15 protein-coding genes are annotated in these 18,738 nt (G+C 71.2%); 11 read left to right on the forward strand and 4 right to left on the reverse strand.

The window, feature by feature from the left end; translation table 11 throughout:
* Window positions 1-14 precede the first annotated feature (14 nt).
* The 4 genes from QOL16_RS07795 (at window position 15) to QOL16_RS07810 (ending at window position 4,858) form a co-directional block, all read left to right on the forward strand.
* Window positions 15-1,343 (forward strand): nitrate/nitrite transporter, encoded by a 1,329-nt coding sequence (locus tag QOL16_RS07795; RefSeq protein WP_071284813.1) that lies wholly within the window; start codon window positions 15-17, stop codon window positions 1,341-1,343.
* A gap of 188 nt (window positions 1,344-1,531) precedes the next feature.
* On the forward strand, window positions 1,532-2,824 hold the full coding sequence (locus tag QOL16_RS07800) for an RNA polymerase sigma factor (protein WP_139197436.1): 1,293 nt from the start codon (window positions 1,532-1,534) through the stop codon (window positions 2,822-2,824).
* A 4-nt stretch (window positions 2,825-2,828) separates the two neighbouring features.
* On the forward strand, window positions 2,829-4,088 hold the full coding sequence (locus QOL16_RS07805; protein WP_071246852.1) for a MurT ligase domain-containing protein: 1,260 nt from the start codon (window positions 2,829-2,831) through the stop codon (window positions 4,086-4,088).
* Window positions 4,085-4,858: a type 1 glutamine amidotransferase gene (locus tag QOL16_RS07810; RefSeq protein WP_071284814.1), complete on the forward strand. Its 774-nt coding sequence runs from the start codon at window positions 4,085-4,087 to the stop codon at window positions 4,856-4,858. Before QOL16_RS07805 ends, QOL16_RS07810 begins: the two co-directional genes overlap by 4 nt.
* A gap of 108 nt (window positions 4,859-4,966) precedes the next feature.
* Here QOL16_RS07810 and QOL16_RS07815 read toward each other — a convergent pair whose 3' ends face one another.
* Complete coding sequence (locus QOL16_RS07815; protein WP_065963576.1) at window positions 4,967-5,191, reverse strand: hypothetical protein; 225 nt, start codon at window positions 5,189-5,191, stop codon at window positions 4,967-4,969.
* A 176-nt stretch (window positions 5,192-5,367) separates the two neighbouring features.
* Between QOL16_RS07815 and QOL16_RS07820 the strand changes: the two genes are divergently transcribed.
* Entirely contained in the window at window positions 5,368-7,485 is a 2,118-nt protein-coding gene (locus QOL16_RS07820) for a type IIA DNA topoisomerase subunit B (RefSeq protein ID WP_065963579.1), read from the forward strand.
* Between the two features lie 156 nt (window positions 7,486-7,641).
* On the opposite strand, the gene QOL16_RS07825 is transcribed toward QOL16_RS07820, so the two are convergent.
* Complete coding sequence (locus tag QOL16_RS07825) at window positions 7,642-10,128, reverse strand: DNA topoisomerase (ATP-hydrolyzing) subunit A (RefSeq protein WP_071284815.1); 2,487 nt, start codon at window positions 10,126-10,128, stop codon at window positions 7,642-7,644.
* Window positions 10,129-10,153: 25 nt separating this feature from the next.
* Between QOL16_RS07825 and QOL16_RS07830 the strand changes: the two genes are divergently transcribed.
* Entirely contained in the window at window positions 10,154-11,305 is a 1,152-nt protein-coding gene (locus QOL16_RS07830; RefSeq protein ID WP_071284816.1) for an alkaline phosphatase family protein, read from the forward strand.
* A 23-nt stretch (window positions 11,306-11,328) separates the two neighbouring features.
* Here QOL16_RS07830 and sepH read toward each other — a convergent pair whose 3' ends face one another.
* On the reverse strand, window positions 11,329-12,339 hold the full coding sequence (sepH, locus tag QOL16_RS07835; RefSeq protein WP_171898799.1) for a septation protein SepH: 1,011 nt from the start codon (window positions 12,337-12,339) through the stop codon (window positions 11,329-11,331).
* Window positions 12,340-12,610: 271 nt separating this feature from the next.
* Here sepH and QOL16_RS07840 point away from each other — a divergent pair, with 271 nt between their 5' ends.
* Window positions 12,611-12,910, forward strand: coding sequence for a DUF4193 domain-containing protein (locus tag QOL16_RS07840; protein ID WP_065963598.1), 300 nt, complete (start codon window positions 12,611-12,613; stop codon window positions 12,908-12,910).
* 200 nt (window positions 12,911-13,110) lie between these two features.
* On the opposite strand, the gene QOL16_RS07845 is transcribed toward QOL16_RS07840, so the two are convergent.
* Window positions 13,111-13,551 (reverse strand): DUF3093 domain-containing protein, encoded by a 441-nt coding sequence (locus tag QOL16_RS07845; protein ID WP_253181671.1) that lies wholly within the window; start codon window positions 13,549-13,551, stop codon window positions 13,111-13,113.
* A gap of 57 nt (window positions 13,552-13,608) precedes the next feature.
* Between QOL16_RS07845 and dut the strand changes: the two genes are divergently transcribed.
* From dut to QOL16_RS07865, 4 genes are all read left to right on the forward strand, one after another.
* Window positions 13,609-14,097, forward strand: a complete 489-nt coding sequence (dut, locus tag QOL16_RS07850; protein WP_071284817.1) for a dUTP diphosphatase — start codon at window positions 13,609-13,611, stop codon at window positions 14,095-14,097.
* Window positions 14,094-14,816 carry a DUF3710 domain-containing protein gene (locus QOL16_RS07855; RefSeq protein ID WP_253181672.1) on the forward strand — a complete coding sequence of 241 codons (723 nt, stop codon included), beginning with the start codon at window positions 14,094-14,096 and terminating at the stop codon, window positions 14,814-14,816. Before dut ends, QOL16_RS07855 begins: the two co-directional genes overlap by 4 nt.
* Window positions 14,817-14,851: 35 nt before the next feature.
* Complete coding sequence (locus QOL16_RS07860) at window positions 14,852-15,682, forward strand: DUF3159 domain-containing protein (RefSeq protein WP_083395048.1); 831 nt, start codon at window positions 14,852-14,854, stop codon at window positions 15,680-15,682.
* A 128-nt stretch (window positions 15,683-15,810) separates the two neighbouring features.
* Window positions 15,811-18,666, forward strand: a complete 2,856-nt coding sequence (locus QOL16_RS07865; protein ID WP_071284818.1) for an aconitate hydratase — start codon at window positions 15,811-15,813, stop codon at window positions 18,664-18,666.
* Window positions 18,667-18,738: the final 72 nt, after the last annotated feature.

Here is an 18,738-nt window from a genome sequence, read left to right on the forward strand (position 1 = left end):
GGTAGCCTGGTGGGGTGAACTCCCGTCGTGCCTTCCTCGTGTGGGGCGTCGCGGTGCTGGCCTACGTCCTGGCCGTGGTGCAGCGCTCGTCCCTCGGTGTCTCGGGCGTCGACGCCCAGGACCGCTTCGGGGTGTCCGCCGCCGTCCTGTCGACCCTGGCGGTCGTCCAGATCGCCGTGTACGCCGGGCTGCAGATCCCGGTGGGCATCGCGCTCGACCGGGTCGGACCGCGCCGGCTCGTGCTCCTCGGCGCGGCGCTGCTGGTGGCCGGCCAGGCGGTCGTCGCCTGCTCGCCGACGATCGGGCCGGCGATCGCGGGCCGGGTCCTCGTCGGTGCCGGTGACGCGATGACGTTCATCTCGGTGATCCGGCTCGTGCCGATGTGGTTCAGCGGTCGGATCCTGCCGCAGGTCTCGCAGTGGACGGGCAACCTCGGCCAGGTCGGGCAGGTGCTGTCCGCGTTCCCGTTCGCCGTCCTGCTCCACACCGCCGGGTGGACCCCGGCGTTCGGTGTCGCGGCGGCGGCGAGCCTCGTCGGGCTGCTGCTCGCCGTGGTGTTCGTCCACAACGGGCCGGTGCCGGTCCGGACGGACACCATCCCCTTGCCCCTGCCGCACTCGTGGCGAGGCGCGTTCCACACCTTCGGGCACGCCCTCCGCCGACCGGGCACCCAGCTCGGGTTCTGGTCGCACTACGTGACCCAGTCGTCCGGCACGGTGTTCTCGCTCCTGTGGGGCGTGCCGATGCTCCGCGGGCTCGGCTACACCCCGTCCGAGGCGGCGACCTTCCTCACGGTCATCGTCGTCGTCGGCTTCGTCGCCGGTCCGGTGCTCGGGGTCCTCTGCGCGCGGTTCCCACTGCGTCGGTCGAACCTCGTGCTCGGCATCGTCGGTGCGCTCGCACTCGTCTGGACCGCGGTGCTCCTCTGGCCAGGGCACCCGCCGACGTGGCTGCTCGTCCTGCTCGTCGTGGCGATGGGCGTGGGCGGACCGGGCTCCCTGATCGGCTTCGACTTCGCCCGCAGCTTCAACCCGGTGGGGTCCCTCGGATCGGCGAACGGCGTCGTCAACGTCGGCGGCTTCCTGGCGGCCTTCGTGATGATGTTCCTCATCGGGACCCTGCTCGACGTCGTGTCCGGGGCCACGGGGCGCACGGTCTTCGACTGGGAGAACTTCCGGGTCGCCCTGACCGTGCAGTACGTCGTCGTCGGCGTCGGCGTGGGCATGCTCCTGCACGCCCGTCGGCGCACTCGTCGGGAGCTGCACGCGCAGGAAGGAATACAGGTCGGACCGCTCTGGGTTGCACTCGTTGCGCGCCTGCGGAAGAAGGCCGTGCAACAATAGACCGAGGACCCGTTCTGGCCCCCTCGCAACCGTGACGCTCGACTGCGCCGCGAACGCGGGGGACTTGACATGGGTCCTCGTGCTGCCCGGAACGGTAGGACGTGTGACGCGGGGGACTGCGGCGGACGCCCTGGGCGGCGAGGGAGGCCACGACCCCACGAACGTGGCACGACGAGAGAGGTGATCGCATGGCTGCCCGGAGCACGACGATCGATCCCACGAAGGACACCGAGCCCGAGGGCGTCGCCACCGGCGACGAGCCCGCGGCCGAGACCAAGGCCGCGCCGAAGAAGCGCGCCGCACCGGCCACCGCCGCGAAGAAGCCCGCCGCCAAGAAGGCTGCGCCGAAGAAGACCACCAGCCGTGCGAAGAAGCAGGCTGACGAGGTCGACGAGGACGAGGCCGTCGAGCCCGTGGACGAGGTCGTCGACGCGACGGACGACGCCGACGAGACCGAGACCGAGGGCACGGCTGCGAAGCCCGACGCCGCGGCAGCCGTCGCCGCCGGTGCGCTGGTCATCTCGCAGTCCGACGACGACGAGGCCCCGGTCTACTCGACGACCATCACGGGCGCCACGGCCGACCCGGTCAAGGACTACCTGAAGCAGATCGGCAAGGTCGCCCTCCTCAACGCCGAGCAGGAGGTCGAGCTCGCGATGCGCATCGAGGCCGGCCTGTTCGCCGAGGACAAGCTGCAGCACAGCACGGGGCTGTCCAAGTCCGAGGAGCGCGAGCTCCGCTGGGTCGCCCGTGACGGGCAGCGCGCGAAGAGCCACCTGCTCGGGGCGAACCTCCGTCTGGTCGTCTCGCTCGCCAAGCGCTACACCGGCCGCGGCATGCAGTTCCTGGACCTCATCCAGGAGGGCAACCTGGGCCTGATCCGTGCGGTCGAGAAGTTCGACTACACCAAGGGCTTCAAGTTCTCGACGTACGCGACGTGGTGGATCCGCCAGGCGATCACCCGCGCCATGGCCGACCAGGCCCGCACCATCCGCATCCCGGTGCACATGGTCGAGGTCATCAACAAGCTCGCCCGCGTCCAGCGCCAGATGCTGCAGGACCTCGGTCGCGAGCCCACTCCGGAAGAGCTCGCCCGCGAGCTCGACATGACCCCGGAGAAGGTCGTCGAGGTGCAGAAGTACGGCCGCGAGCCGATCTCGCTGCACACGCCCCTGGGCGAGGACGGCGACTCGGAGTTCGGTGACCTCATCGAGGACACCGAGGCGGTCGTGCCGGCCGACGCGGTCGGGTTCACGATGCTGCAGAAGCAGCTCGAGAGCCTGCTCGACTCCCTGTCCGAGCGCGAGGCGGGCGTCATCCGCATGCGCTTCGGCCTGGGCGACGGCCAGCCGAAGACCCTCGACCAGATCGGTGACACGTTCGGTGTGACGCGCGAGCGCATCCGCCAGATCGAGTCCAAGACGATGGCGAAGCTCCGCCACCCGTCGCGGTCGCAGTCGCTGCGCGACTACCTCGAGTAGGCCGATGCGCTTCCTCATCCCGATCCTGGTCGGGCGGGTCCTCCGCGCCCTCGCACGTGCGCGCGGCGGGGGATCCGCCTACCCGGGCTACATCGTCCTCAAGCTCGTGCCGGACTTCCTGCAGCACGTGACGAAGCAGTTCCCGAACGGCGTCGTCTTCGTGCTCGGCTCGAACGGCAAGTCGACGACGACGCACATGATCTCCGACATCGTGCGGGCGCACGGGCTCCGGGTGTTCACGAACCCGTCCGGTGCGAACCTTCCGCAGGGGATCGCCTCGGCGCTCCTGTCCGAGGTGTCGCTGACCGGTCGGCTCAAGGCGGACATCGGCATCCTCGAGGTCGACGAGGCCTTCGCGGTCGAACTCGCGGGGATCCTGTCGCCGTCGACGGTCACGATGCTCAACGTCCAGGTCGACCAGCTCTACCGATTCTTCGAGACCGAGCGCGTCGCGGCGATGATGCTCGACACGGCGGCGCTCTCGACGGCGAACGTCATCACGAACCGCGACGACCAGTTCCTCGACGCCTACACGGCGGAGCCGGGGCAGCGCGTGCTCCGGTTCGGTGCGAGCGCCGAGGTCGTGGCGGCGGCGCCGAACGGCCTGCAGAACGCCGACGACTTCGACCGCACCGACGGCGAGCCGAACCCGGCCGAGTCCGAGGTGGTCGTCAACACCGGCGACGGTGCGACGATCCGCTTCGCCGGGACGGACATCCCCGTCCGGCTGCCGGCGCGCGGCCTGCACTACGCGGTCGACGCCGCGGCGGCCACCGCGACCGCGAGTGCTGCACTCGGCGCGCAGTTCCGCGCGGAGGCGGTCACGCGGGCGTTCGGCACGATGAAGCCGGCGTACGGCCGTGGCGAGCGGCTCCCGATCGCCGGCGAGTCCGCCGAGTTCACGATGTTCAAGAACGCCGCGAGCCTCCAGCTCAACCTCGACGCACTGCCGGACAGCCCGGAGCAGGTCCTCATGGCGATCGACGAGGGCACCCCGGACATCTCGTGGATCTACGACATCGACTTCTCGAAGCTCGACCACGTCGACGTCGTGTCGGGCGACAAGGCCTGGCAGATCGCGATCGCGCTCGAGCACGCCGGTGTCCGCATCGACCGCGTCGAGCCGGACGTCGAGGCGGCGATCCGTCACATGGAGCAGCTCGGAGCGACGACCTCCGGCACGAAGAACTTCATCGTCAACTACGAGATCATGATGATCGCCCGCAAGGCGCTCGGGCACGGCGACATGGAGAAGACGGCATGACCGCCGACCGGTTGACCATCCTGCACGTGTACCCGCGCCAGATGGGCGTCTCGGGCGACCGTGGCAACGTCGCGGCCCTGGTCCGCCGGGCCGAGGCCGCGGACATCGCGACCGAGGTCGTCGAGTACGCCCCCGGTGACGACCTGCCCACCGCAGCCGACGTCGTCGTGGTCGGCAACGGACCCCTCAGCGCCATGCGGTCGCTCGGGGCGGACGTCGTCCGTGTCGGCGCCCCGCTGCGCGACCTGGCGGCCTCCGGCGTGCCGGTGGTCGCGGTCGGTGGCGGCTTCGACCTCGCGACGAACGAGGTCGTCCCGACCGAGGGCGAGCCCGTCACCGGGTTCGGCGTGTTCGACGCGCGTGCGGTCCGTGGGGCCGAGCGTCGCGTGAACTACTTCGTCCTCGACGCCCGGTACCCGCTCCTACCCGGTGCTCCGACGCGCCTCGCCGGCTTCGAGGACCACGCGACCCGGATCGAGCTCGGCGCCGGCGTCGAGCCGTTCGCCGACGTCGTCTCGGGCGGTGGCAACCAGGCCGGCACCCCGGTCGAGGGCGCGATCGTCGGGACGTCCTTCGGCACGCACACGCAGGGGCCGCTCCTGCCGCTCAACCCGCAGCTCACCGACGCCGTGCTCGCTGCGGCCACCGCGCGGCTCGGCCGCGCGTACGCCCCGGACCCGGAGCGGACCGCGACGATCGACCGGTACGCGCGCGAGGCGCGCGCGACGGTCGACCGCTACGTCGACAAGGCCTTCAAGCGGATCACCTGATCCCGCGGGCCGGCAGACCGACCCGTTCCGGGGGACCTGCCGCACACAGCAAGACGGGAGGCGCGGTGCCAGCTGGCACCGCGCCTCCCGTCTGCTGTGGGGGAGCGCCTACTTCGACTCGTAGAGTCGGCTGCTCTCGTCGTGCCACTCGATCGCGGTGGCCGCGAGCTTGTCCTTGAACTCAGCACCGTGGTGCGCGCAGAAGTAGAGCTCGCCGCTCGCCATCGTCGCGCGGATGTAGGCCTGCGCTCCGCAGCTGTCGCAGCGGTCGAGCGCGGTGAGCTGGTTGCTGGTGGTCTCGTCGATGGAGAGGTCGTGCACGGTCTGGGTCATTGCTGTGCTCCTCACGGATCGCAGGGGGTGCGTTGAGTCACCATTTGAACACGTGGTGGCTGGGAACCCTGCATCGCGCGCACCCTGTTTCGCTCACCGCGGACCACTTGTCCCCAGTCCGAGGCGCGCCGCTCCGCTCGGCCGAGGGTGTCGGTGCGCGTCGGTACCATCGGCGGGTGAGCTCCGACTACTCTGCGCGCCATCTCTCCGTCCTCGAGGGGCTCGAGGCGGTCCGCAAGCGTCCGGGCATGTACATCGGGTCGACCGACTCCCGGGGCCTCATGCACTGCCTGTGGGAGATCATCGACAACTCGGTCGACGAAGCCCTCGCCGGACACGGTGACGAGATCGGTGTCGTGCTCCACGCCGACGGCTCGGTCGAGGTACGGGACACCGCGCGCGGCATCCCGGTCGACGTCGAGCCGAAGACCGGGCTCACCGGTGTCGAGGTCGTGTTCACGAAGCTGCACGCCGGCGGCAAGTTCGGTTCGGGGTCGTACGCGGCCTCGGGCGGACTGCACGGCGTCGGCGCCTCGGTGGTCAACGCGCTGTCGGAGCGCCTCGACGTCGAGGTCGACCGGGGCGGCAAGACCTACGCCATGTCCTTCCACCGCGGTGAGCCGGGGGTGTTCGACGGCGACGGCCCGGACGCACCGTTCTCGCCGTACACGTCGGGCAGCGAGCTGCGGGTCGTCGGCAAGGTGAAGAAGGGCGTGACCGGGTCCCGCGTGCGGTACTGGGCGGACCGGCAGATCTTCACCCCGGACGCGAAGTTCAGCACGAGCGACCTGGTCAGCCGGGCGCGTCAGACCGCGTTCCTGGTGCCCGGCCTCGGCATCACGATCACCGACGAGCGCCCGGCGTCGATCGCCGCCGCGGCCGAGCGGGCCGAGGCGACGGGCACGACCGTCGCCGCCGGTCCCGTCGTCGAGCGCTTCCGGTACGAGGGCGGCATCAGCGAGTTCGTCGAGCACCTCGCCCTCGACAGCGCCGTCACCGACGTCTGGCGCATCCAGGGCACGGGCACGTTCACCGAGACCGTGCCGATGCTCGACGACAAGGGCCACATGGTGTCGACGTCCGTCGAGCGCGCGTGCGAGGTCGACATCGCGCTGCGCTGGGGCTCCGGGTACGAGACGATCGAGCGCAGCTTCGTCAACATCATCGCGACGCCGAAGGGCGGGACGCACCTGGCCGGCTTCGAGTCGGGCATCGTGAAGGCCGTGCGGACCCAGGTCGAGGCCAACGCCCGCAAGCTCAAGGTCGGGCAGGACAAGCTCGAGAAGGACGACGTCCTCGCCGGGCTCACCGCCGTGTTGACCGTCCGCCTGCCCGAGCCGCAGTTCGAGGGGCAGACGAAGGAGGTCCTCGGCACCCCGGCGGTCCGCAAGATCGTCGACCAGGTCGTGTCGAAGCACCTCACCGACATCCTCACCTCGACGCAGCGGACCGAGAAGGCGCAGGCGGCGCTCGTGCTCGAGAAGGTCGTCGCCGAGATGAAGACCCGCATCTCCGCGCGCGCCCACAAGGAGACGCAGCGTCGCAAGAACGCGCTCGAGAACTCCTCGCTGCCGACGAAGCTCGCCGACTGCCGCAAGCAGGACGCCGAGGGTACCGAGCTGTTCATCGTCGAGGGGGACTCGGCGCTCGGCACCGCGAAGCTGGCGCGCAACAGCGAGTACCAGGCGCTCCTGCCGATCCGCGGCAAGATCCTCAACGTGCAGAAGGCCTCGGTCTCCGACATGCTCTCGAACGCCGAGTGCGCGTCGATCATCCAGGTGATCGGCGCCGGCTCCGGTCGTTCGTTCGAGATCGACCAGGCCCGCTACGGCAAGATCATCATCATGTCCGACGCCGACGTCGACGGCGCGCACATCCGCACCCTGCTGCTGACGCTGTTCTTCCGGTACATGCGCCCGATGATCGAGCAGGGCCGCGTCTTCGCCGCCGTTCCGCCGCTGCACCGGGTCGTCGTCGTGAACCGCGGCAAGCCGAACGACACGCTGTACACCTACTCCGAGGCCGAGCTGCAGGCCGTGCTGAAGAAGCTCGCGAAGCAGGGCAAGAAGTACCAGGAGCCGATCCAGCGGTACAAGGGCCTGGGCGAGATGGACGCCGACCAGCTGGCCGAGACGACGATGGACCGGACGCACCGGACCCTGCGTCGGGTGAACGTCACCGACGCCGAGGGCGCCGCGAAGGTCTTCGAGCTGCTGATGGGCAACGACGTCGCGCCGCGCAAGGAGTTCATCCTGGCCGGCGAGGGCCTCGACCGGGACCGCATCGACGCCTAGTTGCGAGCGAGGCCTGCCGGCGTCGCCGAGCCAGGGCGGGGACGCCGGCAGGCGGGGGCGCCGGCGCCACAGCCCCCGAGCGGTGACGCTGGCGTCACAGCCCGTACGCGGTGACGCCGGCGCCGCCCGCACGCGGTGACACCGGCGAGCCCGCCGCTACGCTTCGCCCGCGGTCCCGTCGAGCGCCGCTGCGCTCCCGCCGATCGTCGCGATCACGGCCTCGAGCGGCGCACCGGAACCGTCGCGCTTCGACAGCCAGTCGGGCAGCGTCCGTGCGGCACCGTCGGACCCGACGGCGTGCGGCGGTGCGATGCCCGCCCAGGCGACGGTCACGCCGTCCTCGCCCTTGAGGAACGCGTGCGCGCGGACCCCCTGGGTCGCCCGGCCCTTGACCGGGAACTCCGAGAACGCCGACACCTTGGCGCGGCCCGCATCCGTGCCGGGCAGCGCACCCGACGACGTCGAGACCGTGGCGACGACCGCGTCGTCGGAGCGCGGGACCGAGCCGAACCAGACGACCGAGGCACCCGCAGCGAGGGACACGCCTGCGACGCCACCGGCCGGGAGTCCCTGCGGGCGTACGCCGACGGCGGGGAAGCGGAGGAGCTGCGCGTTCGAGGTGATGAACACCAGGTCGTCGCTCTCCGGTGCCTGCGCCGCGCCGACGACGGTGTCCCTCGGCTTGAGCCCGATCGCGACGAACTCGTCCTTGTCGGGCCAGGCACCCGTGGCGACGCGCTTGACGACGCCCTGCTCGGTGCCGATCGCGAGCGAGTCGGTGGCGCCGTCGGACAGGTCGACGAGGGCGACGACGGTCTCGGTGCGTGCGATGCCGAGGTACTCGGCCACCCGGACGCCCGCGTCGAGCCGCACCGACGCCGGCGGCACCGAGGGGACGTCGACCGGCGAGAACCGCAGCACCCGTCCGGTCGAGGTCAGCGCACCGACCCGACCGCGGACCGTCGAGACGACCGTGGAGCGGACCGCGTCGTGCTTCGAGCGCTTCGGGACCCGCACGATGCCGAGGTCGGTGTCCGGGATGTCGACCCGCACGAGCCGCCCGGTGGTGGACAGCAGCACGCGGCACGGCGAGTCGGCGACCTGCAGGGACTCCGGGTCGACCGCGGCCTTCCGTGCGCCGCGGACCGGGGCGTCGGCCTCGGTGAGCAGCGTGCGGCGCGGCGTCGCGAAGCGGTCGGACACCTCGGTGAGCTCGAGCGCCACCTGGGCACGGAGCCGGTCGTCCGAGGCCAGGAGCTCCTCGAGCGCGGCGATGTCGGCGAGGAGCTGGTCGCGCTCGCCCTCGAGCTCGAGGCGCGAGAACTTCGTCAGCCGCCGCAGCCGGAGCTCGAGGATGTACTCGGCCTGTACCTCGGAGAGGTCGAAGACGTCCTGCAGGCGGCCGCGAGCGGTCTCGGAGTCGTCGGAGGAACGGATGACCTCGATGACCTCGTCGATGTCCAGGATCGCGACGAGCAGGCCCTCGACCAGGTGCAGCCGCTCCCGGCGCCGGGCGAGGCGGTACTCCGACCGACGGGTGACGACCGCGATGCGGTGCCGCACGTACACGTCGAGCAGCTCCCGCAGCCCGAGGGTGCGCGGGGATCCGTCGACGAGTGCGACGTTGTTGATGCCGAAGCCGTCCTCGAGCGGGGTGTGCTTGTAGAGCTGCTCGAGCACGGCCGTCGGGTTGAAGCCGGACTTGATGCCGATGACGAGCCGGAGCCCGTGGTTGCGGTCGGTCAGGTCGTTGACGTCCGAGATCCCGACGAGCTTCTTGGACTGGACGCCGTCCTTGATCTTCTCGATCACGCGCTCCGGGCCGACCAGGTAGGGCAGCTCGGTCACGACCAGGCCGGTCTTGCGCGGCGTCAGGTTCTCGACGCTGACCTTGGCGCGGGTGCGGAAGGAGCCGCGCCCCGAGGCGTAGGCGTCGCGCACCCCGGAGAGCCCCACGATCGTGCCGCCGGAGGGCAGGTCGGGACCGGGGACGAACTCCATGAGTTCCTCGAGCGTCGCCGACGGGTGCAGGAGCAGGTGTTTGGCGGCCTCGACGACCTCGCCGAGGTTGTGCGGCGCCATGTTCGTCGCCATGCCGACCGCGATGCCCGAGGCCCCGTTGACGAGCAGGTTCGGGAACGCCGCGGGCAGGACCGCCGGCTGCATGATCTGGTTGTCGTAGTTCGGGACGAAGTCGACGACGTCCTCGTTCAGCCCCTCGGTCATCGCCATCGACGGTTCGGCGAGCCGGGCCTCGGTGTAGCGCGCGGCCGCCGGACCGTCGTCGAGCGAGCCGAAGTTGCCGTGTCCGTCGACGAGCGGGACGCGCATCGTGAAGGGCTGCGCCATCCGCACGAGGGCGTCGTAGATCGCGCCGTCGCCGTGCGGGTGCAGCTTCCCCATCACCTCGCCCGTCACGCGCGCGCTCTTGACGTGCCCGCGGTCCGGGCGCAGGCCCATCTCGGCCATCTGGTACAGGATGCGACGCTGCACCGGCTTGAGGCCGTCGCGTGCGTCGGGCAGTGCCCGCGAGTAGATGACGGAGTACGCGTACTCGAGGAACGAACCCTGCATCTCCTCGGAGACGTCGACGTCCTCGATGCGCTCACCGTCGGGCAGGCCGACTGCTTCCGTGCGTGCCATGGGACCTTTCTGGGAGGATCTGGGGGTGCCCCCCAGCGTACCGAGCGCCCCCGACGCCCCCGCGAACCTCGCCGACGTGCTGCCGAGTTGCCTCGTCGCACTCGGCGCCGCCGACGACGCGTGGTTGCGTGCCACCGGCCGGGAGGCGCGGATCACCCTCCGTCCCGCCCGTTCCGCGGTCGTCGTGCTGGTCGACGGCCTGGGGTCCGCCGCGCTGGCTGCGCGAGCGGGACACGCGCGCTGGCTCGCCACCGGGGGGAAGCGGATGCGCAGCGGGTTCCCCACGACGACCGCCGCCGCCCTGAGCACCCTGACGACCGGTCGCTCGCCCGGGACCCACGGCGTGGTCGGGTACAGCGGGTGGAACCCGGACACAGCGCGGGTGATGAACCTGCTGAGCGGGTGGGACGACGTCGTGCCCGCGGACTGGTTGCTCGCGTCGACGGTCTTCACCGACGCGGTCCCGCTCGGGGTCGACCCCGTGGTGGTCGGTCCGACCCGGTACCGCGCGTCGGGGATGACCGCGAGCGTGCTCGGCGGCGCGCGCTACGTCGCCGCCGACAGCATCCCGCAGCGGGTGGACGCCGCACTGGCCGAGACCGCGACCGGCCGGTCCCTGGTCTACCTGTACGTGCCGGAGCTCGACTCGATCGGGCACAAGCACGGGTGGCAGTCCGACCGGTGGACGGCCGCGCTCGAGCTCCTCGACGGCGAGCTTGCCCGGCTCGAGGACCGCGGCGCGCCCGACGTCGGGCTGCTCGTGACCGCCGACCACGGGGTGCTCGACGTGCCGGAGCAGGCGAACGTGGCGATCGACCCGGCGCTGCTCGAGGACGTCGTCGGGGTCGCCGGTGACCCGCGCTGCCGGCAGCTCACGGTCGCACCCGGGACCGACGTCCCGGCGCTCGTCGAGGCCTGGCGGGTCCGCTACGGCAAGAAGGCGTACGTCGCGAGCCGTGACGAGGCGGTCGCGGCCGGGTGGTTCGGCGCCGTGGACGCGCGCGTGCTCCCGCGCATCGGCGACGTCGTGGTCGTGGCGCGGGGTTCCTGGGCCTTCAACGACGACCGCGAGGTCGGGCCGCGCGACACGCCGAAGCGCATGGTCGGCCAGCACGGGGCCATGACCGACGACGAGGTGTTCGTGCCGCTCCGGCTCGGCGGGGCGTTCGCCGCCTGACCACGGCGGTCAGGCGCGCTCGGTCAGGCCGGGTCCTCCGGGCGGGTGCCGAAGACGATCTCGTCCCAGCTCGGCATCGAGCGGCGGTTCCGCTTCTTGCGGTCGGGACGCGCGTCGGCGTCCGGCGCCGATGCCGGGCGGGCATCGCCGCGCTCGGGGGCCGACACGGGCGAGTCGAAGCCCTGCAGGGGGATGTCGACGACGCTGATGGACGTGCCGCGCGGCTCGTCCTGCTGCTCGCCGAACGCCGCGGCCTCGCGCTCACCACGGCGGCGGCGCAGGGCCTCGAGGAGGTCGGCGGTCTCGTTGCCCGGCGAGCGGTCCTCGACGGGTGCGGCGCCGATGCGGGGGAGCGGCGCACGGAGCGGACGCTCGGCGGCCTCCGGCTCTGGCTGCTGCTCCTCGACCTGCTCGACGCGGAACGCGCCCGAGTCGAAGCGCGTGCCGTCGGCTGCCTGGTGGTCGTTCTCCACCGCACGGAGGCGCGGGGCGATGCCCTCCTCCTCGGTGTCGGACAGCCGGTGGGCGTCACCGTTGTCCGGGGTCAGCGTCGAGGTCTTCGGGTCGAAGAGCCACTGCGCGTCGTGCTCGACCTCGGACGCGGTGTAGCGGACGCGCACCTGCCAGCCGTGCTCGGCGTGCTTCCAGGACCCCCACGTGACCGCGGTGGCGTCGCCGGACGCGAGCTTGGCGTCGATGGCCTCGCCGAAGGTGTCCGGGGACTCGGCGTCCGCCGGGGTGACCGGCACGCGGCGTGCTGCGTCGAGGATGAACGCACGCTCGGCGAGCACGGGGCCCTCGAAGCGACGGACGTACTCGACGTCGACGTCGAGCGCCGAGGCCACGTCGGCGGCGTCGGCACCACCGCGGATGCGTGCCTGCACGTCCTTCGGCGAGACGCGCTTCTGCGGGCCCGCGTCGGGGTTCGCCTGCCGGACCTGGCTCGACAGCGACGAGGTGACCGGCAACCGGAACTCGGTGCCGCCGTCGGTCGCGAGCAGGAGTGCCCCGGCCTCGACTCCGATGACTCTCACGTGTTGCATGGTTCCGCCTCCCGAGCGTCCGTACGGTCGTGCGCGTACCCGAGGAGTATGCAGGGGCCCCGGGCCGATCCGGCGGAGGCGCACGGGCGCGCCGCGGGTTGGTGTCGACCGGTGTGCGGCACCCGGGAATGTCCGGGTCGGGTGTCCGGTTGCAGGGCCTGACGATCCCACAGCGCGTTCGGTTTGCGCTCTGCGGGGCCGTGGTGCAAACTGTCGCCGCCGATCACCGGCGACGACCTCTCGAACCGAGAAATGGATGGGCATGGCCACCGATTACGACGCCCCCAGGAAGACCGACGAATCCTCTGACTCAGAGTCGATCGAGGCCCTCAAGGAGCGCGTGCCCGACAAGATGTCGGGGGTCGTCGACGATGATTCGGACAACCCCGGCAGCTTCGAGCTCGCCGGACAGGACCTCAGCGACGTCGACCTCGACGTCGTCGTGCTCCCGCCGCAGGTCGACGAGTTCACGTGCGTGGAGTGCTTCCTCGTGAAGCACCGCTCGCAGCTCGACCACGAGTCGAAGCTCGGACCCGTGTGCGCGGAGTGCGCCTCGCTCTAGGCAGATCGACCGGAAGGCCCGTCACCCCTCGGGGTGGCGGGCCTTCCGTCGTCCCGGCGGGCCGGACCAGCCGACGGTGTCGGTGGACGGGACCAGCCGACGGTGTCGGTGGACGGGACCAGCCGACGGTTCCGGCGGCCGGGACCAGCCGACGGGGCCGGCGCGCGGGGCGGGCCCGACCCGCGCCTCCCGGCCGGTCCTCAGGCGCGCAGCGCCTCGACCACGCGCTCCGGGTGCCGCACGCTGACGAGCCAGTACGGCGTCGGGTCGGCGGGGTCGGCGACCTCGACCTTGACGACGCCGCGCACGTAGCCGCGGAAGAGCGTCCACGCACGGGCGTCGAGCTTCGGACCGCGCTGGGTCGTGGCCTCCGCGCCCTGGTACGCGGTGACCGCACCCACGAGGCCTCGGGGCAGGTGTGCGCGTCCGGCGCGGAACTCGGTGTCGGTGACCTCGACCACGGGGGCGAGGACCCCGAGCAGGACGACGACCCCGGCGTACATCCCGATCGCCACGAGGACGCCGGCGAGGACGCTGATCGGCAGGAAGACGAGGAGGCTCGCGGGGATGACGAGCGCCGTCGCCAGGTAGAGGGCGGGCGGGGCCCAGAGTCGTTCGCGGTACACGGTCACGGGGTCCATTCGACCACGAACCGGTCCAGGTCACGGAACGGTCACGGGCTGCACTACCCTCGTCACGTGACCGAACCAGTCGACGTCCTCTGGACGGGGGAGAACACCCCCGCGTACGCGCACCCCGGCGACGCCGGTGCCGACCTCGTCTCCACCGAGTCCTTCGTGCTCCGTCCGGGCGAGCGCCGCCTCATCGGGACGGGCCTGCGCATCGCGCTGCCCGACGGCCACGTCGCCTTCGTCGTCCCGCGCAGCGGCCTCGCGGCGAAGCACGGCATCACGATCGTGAACGCCCCTGGCACCGTCGACGCGGGCTACCGCGGCGAGGTCAAGGTCGCCCTGCTCAACACCGACGCCACCGAGCCGTACGAGGTGCACGTCGGCGACCGCATCGCCCAGCTGATCGTCATGCCGGTGCCGCGCGTGTCGTTCACCCGCGTCGACGCACTGCCCGAGAGCGGTCGCGGTGAGGGCGGGTTCGGGTCCTCGGGCTACGGTGACCGGAGCGGTGCCCCCGGCGCCGCCCACGACGTTCAGGAAGGAACGGACGCATGAAGTTCGGTCGACGCAAGCAGAGCGAGGTCGAGGTGGCGGACGCCGTCGCCGCGGACGCCGAGGTGGCGGACACGACGCCCGAGCTCGACATCGCCACGGACGCCGACGCCGGGGTCGACGAGGTGGACGCGGTCGCCCCGACCGACAAGTCCGCACCGGCCGACCGTGCCGAGAACGGTCCGCACGACGAGACCGAGGCGAACCTGGTGCGCCCGTACGTCGACCTCGGTGGCGTGAAGGTCCTGCCGCGCGAGGGACTGCACCTGCGTCTCGAGGTCGAGGAGGGCTCGCAGCGCGTCGTCGCCGTGGGCCTCGACTACGACGAGTCGACGCTGCAGGTCCAGCCGTTCGCCGCGCCCCGGTCGACCGGCCTGTGGCACGAGATCCGCGCGCAGATCGCCGAGCAGATCGAGCGCCAGGGCGGCACCGTGGACGAGGTCGAGGGTCCCTTCGGCCCCGAGCTCCGTGCCCTCGTGCCGGTCGTCACCGACGGCACCGGCACCACCGACGGTGCCCGCCCGGCACGCTTCGTCGGGGTCGACGGCCCGCGCTGGTTCCTCCGCGGCGTGATCGCCGGCAAGGCCGCCGAGCAGCCCGACGACGCCACCGAGATCGAGGAGCTGTTCCGCAGCGTCGTCGTGGTGCGCGGCACCACGCCGATGCCGCCGCGCGACCTCATCCCGCTGCACATGCCGAAGGCGACGCAGAGCGCCGTCTGACGCCGTCCCGACACACGATCAGGCCTGGAGGCACGGTGCCGGTCCACGACGACAGCCCACGTCCCGACACGGGCGCGGTCCCGACGGACGCGTCCGACACGCTCGCGGCCGGTACGGGTGCGTCCGGCACGGGTGCGTCCGTGGCGGGCGAGCCCGGTGCGGCGCAGCCGACCTTCTCGGAGCAGTTCCGCGCCGCGGTGCAGAACGCCGGGATCGCCCGCGTCGCACCCGGCGAGACGCCGTCGGGCCGCGACCTGCTCGGTGCCGTCGGTGGGATCCGCGGGCTCGCCGAGTCGATCCTTCCGGGCCTGGCGTTCCTCGTCGTCTACACGATCACGAAGGAGCTCGTCCCGAGCGTCGTGATCCCGGTCGTCGTCGGGCTCGTCTTCGTCGTGCTCCGGCTGGTGCAGCGGCAGTCCGTGACGATGTCGTTCGCCGGCATCCTCGGCGTGGCCGTGTCCGCCGGGCTCGCGCTCCTGACCGGACGTGCCGAGACGAACTTCATCCCCGGCATCGTGATCAACGCCGTGTGGCTCGTCGGACTGCTCGTGTCGCTCGCGGTCCGGTGGCCGCTCATCGGCGTCGTCGTCGGCTTCCTGCTGCCGGCGGCCGAGGACGGTTCGCACGTCGACTGGCGCGCGGATCTCGCGAAGCGGCGGGTCCTGACGGTGGCCACGTGGGTCTGGGTCGGACTGTTCGCGCTCCGCCTGGCCGTCGAGGTGCCGTTGTACCTGACGGCGCAGGTCGAGTTGCTCGCCGGGCTGAAGCTGATCCTCGGCGTGCCGCTCTACGCCGCCGTGCTCTGGGTCACGTGGCTGCTCGTCCGCACGGTGTTCACGCGTCGGGACGACACCGCCGCGGTGTAGGGTTGTCTCGACATCGAGACAGTTTCCCGGCGGCGCTCGCACGGCCCCGGGATTAGGTTTGCCTTGCTGGTGGGACGGTCCGCGGCCCACGAGGATGAGGGCACACCGATCACCAGGGAGGCGGCACAGTGGCTGCAGTCAACAGCTTCGGCTCGAAGGACACACTGTCGGTTGGGGGTGTCGACTACGCGATCCACCGGATCGACGCCGTGCCCGGGCACGAGAAGCTCCCGTACAGCCTGAAGGTGCTGCTCGAGAACCTCCTCCGCACCGAGGACGGGGCCAACGTCACCGAAGCGCAGATCCGCGCCCTCGGCTCGTGGAAGCCCGAGGCCGACCCGGACACCGAGATCCAGTTCTCGCCGGCCCGCGTGGTCATGCAGGACTTCACCGGCGTGCCCTGCATCGTCGACCTCGCCACCATGCGCGAGGCGATGGCGCAGATCGGCGGCGACCCGAACAAGATCAACCCGCTGTCCCCGGCCGAGATGGTCATCGACCACTCCGTCGTCGCCGACCTGTTCGGTCGCGAGGACGCCCTGCAGCGCAACACCGACCTCGAGTACGAGCGCAACGGTGAGCGCTACCAGTTCCTCCGCTGGGGCCAGACCGCGTTCGAGGACTTCAAGGTCGTCCCGCCGGGCACGGGCATCGTCCACCAGGTGAACATCGAGTACCTGGCGAAGGTCACGTACACGCGCGAGTTCGACGGCGAGCTCTACGCGTACCCGGACACCCTCGTCGGCACCGACTCGCACACCACGATGGTGAACGGCCTCGGCGTGCTCGGCTGGGGCGTCGGCGGCATCGAGGCCGAGGCCGCGATGCTCGGCCAGCCGGTGTCGATGCTCATCCCGAAGGTCGTGGGCTTCAAACTGTCCGGCGCGATCCCGGCCGGCGTCACCGCGACCGACGTGGTGCTCACCATCACGCAGGAGCTCCGCAAGCACGGCGTGGTCGGCAAGTTCGTCGAGTTCTACGGCGAGGGCGTCTCGGCGGTCCCGCTCGCGAACCGCGCGACCATCGGCAACATGAGCCCCGAGTTCGGCTCGACGGCCGCGATCTTCCCCGTCGACGACGTCACGCTCGACTACCTGCGCCTGACCGGCCGCGACGACGCGCAGATCGCCCTCGTCGAGGCGTACGCCAAGGAGCAGGGCCTCTGGCACGACCCCTCGGTCGAGCCGGCCTACTCGGAGTACATGGAGCTCGACCTGTCGACGGTCGTCCCCTCGATCTCCGGCCCGAAGCGTCCGCAGGACCGCATCGAGCTGTCGAAGGCCAAGGACCAGTTCGAGGTCGACCTCGCCAACTACGCGAGCATCGACCACTCGGAAGAGGACAAGGCCGTCGCCGACACCTTCCCGGCATCCGACCCGGTCGCCGCGGCGCCCGGCGACGAGCACGCGGTCGACGACCTGCAGGACGCCCAGGCGTCCGAGGTCCCGGTGCACGCGTCGAGCGCGCCCGGCACGGTCTCGAAGCCGACCTCGGTCACGGTCGGCGACGGCGACACGTTCACGATCGACCACGGCGCGGTCGCGATCGCCGCGATCACCTCGTGCACGAACACGTCGAACCCCTCGGTCATGATGGCCGCGGGCATCCTCGCCCGGAACGCGGCGAAGAAGGGCCTGAAGGCCAAGCCGTGGGTGAAGACCACCCTCGCGCCGGGTTCGAAGGTCGTCACCGACTACTACGAGAAGGCCGGTCTCACCAGCTACCTCGAGGAGCTCGGCTTCTACACGGTCGGCTACGGCTGCACCACCTGCATCGGCAACTCGGGCCCGCTGCCCGAGGAGATCTCGCAGGCCGTGCAGGACAACGACCTCGCCGTGACCGCGGTGCTCTCGGGCAACCGCAACTTCGAGGGCCGCATCAACCCCGACGTGAAGATGAACTACCTGGCCTCGCCGCCGCTGGTCATCGCGTACGCCCTCGCCGGGTCGATGCACTTCGACTTCGACGCCGACGCACTCGGCACCGACCAGGACGGCAACGACGTCTACCTGCAGGACATCTGGCCCGACGCGGCCGAGGTGCAGCAGGTCATCGACACCTCGATCGACACCGAGATGTTCACGCACGAGTACGGCTCGGTGTTCGAGGGCGACGACCGCTGGAAGAACCTGCCGACCCCGACGGGCGACACGTTCGAGTGGGACCAGGAGTCGACCTACGTCCGGAAGCCCCCGTACTTCGAGGGCATGACGATGCAGCCCGACGCGGTGTCGGACATCTCCGGTGCCCGTGTGCTCGCGAAGCTCGGCGACTCGGTCACGACCGACCACATCTCGCCGGCCGGCTCGATCAAGGCGGACAGCCCCGCGGGTCGCTACCTCGACGAGCACGGTGTGGACCGCAAGGACTTCAACTCGTACGGGTCGCGTCGCGGCAACCACGAGGTGATGATCCGCGGGACGTTCGCGAACATCCGTCTCCGCAACCAGCTCCTGGCCTCGGCCAACGACGGCGCCGGGGTCGAGGGCGGCTACACCCGCGACTTCACCACGGCCGACGGCGAGCAGTCGTTCATCTACGACGCGTCGCAGCACTACCAGGAGCAGGGCATCCCGCTCGTCATCTTCGGTGGCAAGGAGTACGGCTCCGGCTCGTCGCGTGACTGGGCGGCCAAGGGCACGAACCTGCTCGGCGTCAAGGCGGTCATCACCGAGAGCTTCGAGCGCATCCACCGCTCGAACCTCATCGGCATGGGCGTCGTCCCGCTGCAGTTCCCGGCGGGAGAGTCAGCGGACTCGCTCGGGCTCGACGGCACCGAGGTCGTCTCGATCTCCGGTCTGACCGAGCTCAACGCGGGCCGCACGCCCAAGACCGTGCACGTCACGGCCGAGCCGAGCGAGCACTCGCCGGCGGGCAAGCAGACCGTCGAGTTCGACGCGGTCGTCCGCATCGACACCCCCGGTGAGGCGGACTACTACCGCAACGGCGGCATCCTGCAGTACGTGCTCCGCTCGCTCGTGTGAGCACGGCGCGCGACGCGCGCACCGGTCGCTGACGCGACCATCTGACGGACCGGAGGCCCGTGGCGACACCGC

The sequence above is a fragment of the Curtobacterium sp. MCBA15_004 genome (genome assembly GCF_001865055.2).
In the GTDB taxonomy this organism is placed as follows: domain Bacteria; phylum Actinomycetota; class Actinomycetes; order Actinomycetales; family Microbacteriaceae; genus Curtobacterium.

What these genes read in the sequence shown, in the direction of transcription:
- QOL16_RS07800 (WP_139197436.1), top strand. Translation starts at nt 1,532, where the DNA reads ATGGCTGCCCGGAGCACGACGATCGATCCCACGAAGGACACCGAGCCC.
- QOL16_RS07805 (WP_071246852.1), top strand. Translation starts at nt 2,829, where the DNA reads ATGCGCTTCCTCATCCCGATCCTGGTCGGGCGGGTCCTCCGCGCCCTC.
- QOL16_RS07810 (WP_071284814.1), top strand. Translation starts at nt 4,085, where the DNA reads ATGACCGCCGACCGGTTGACCATCCTGCACGTGTACCCGCGCCAGATG.
- QOL16_RS07815 (WP_065963576.1), bottom strand. Translation starts at nt 5,191, where the DNA reads ATGACCCAGACCGTGCACGACCTCTCCATCGACGAGACCACCAGCAAC.
- QOL16_RS07825 (WP_071284815.1), bottom strand. Translation starts at nt 10,128, where the DNA reads ATGGCACGCACGGAAGCAGTCGGCCTGCCCGACGGTGAGCGCATCGAG.
- QOL16_RS07840 (WP_065963598.1), top strand. Translation starts at nt 12,611, where the DNA reads ATGGCCACCGATTACGACGCCCCCAGGAAGACCGACGAATCCTCTGAC.
- QOL16_RS07845 (WP_253181671.1), bottom strand. Translation starts at nt 13,551, where the DNA reads ATGGACCCCGTGACCGTGTACCGCGAACGACTCTGGGCCCCGCCCGCC.
- QOL16_RS07855 (WP_253181672.1), top strand. Translation starts at nt 14,094, where the DNA reads ATGAAGTTCGGTCGACGCAAGCAGAGCGAGGTCGAGGTGGCGGACGCC.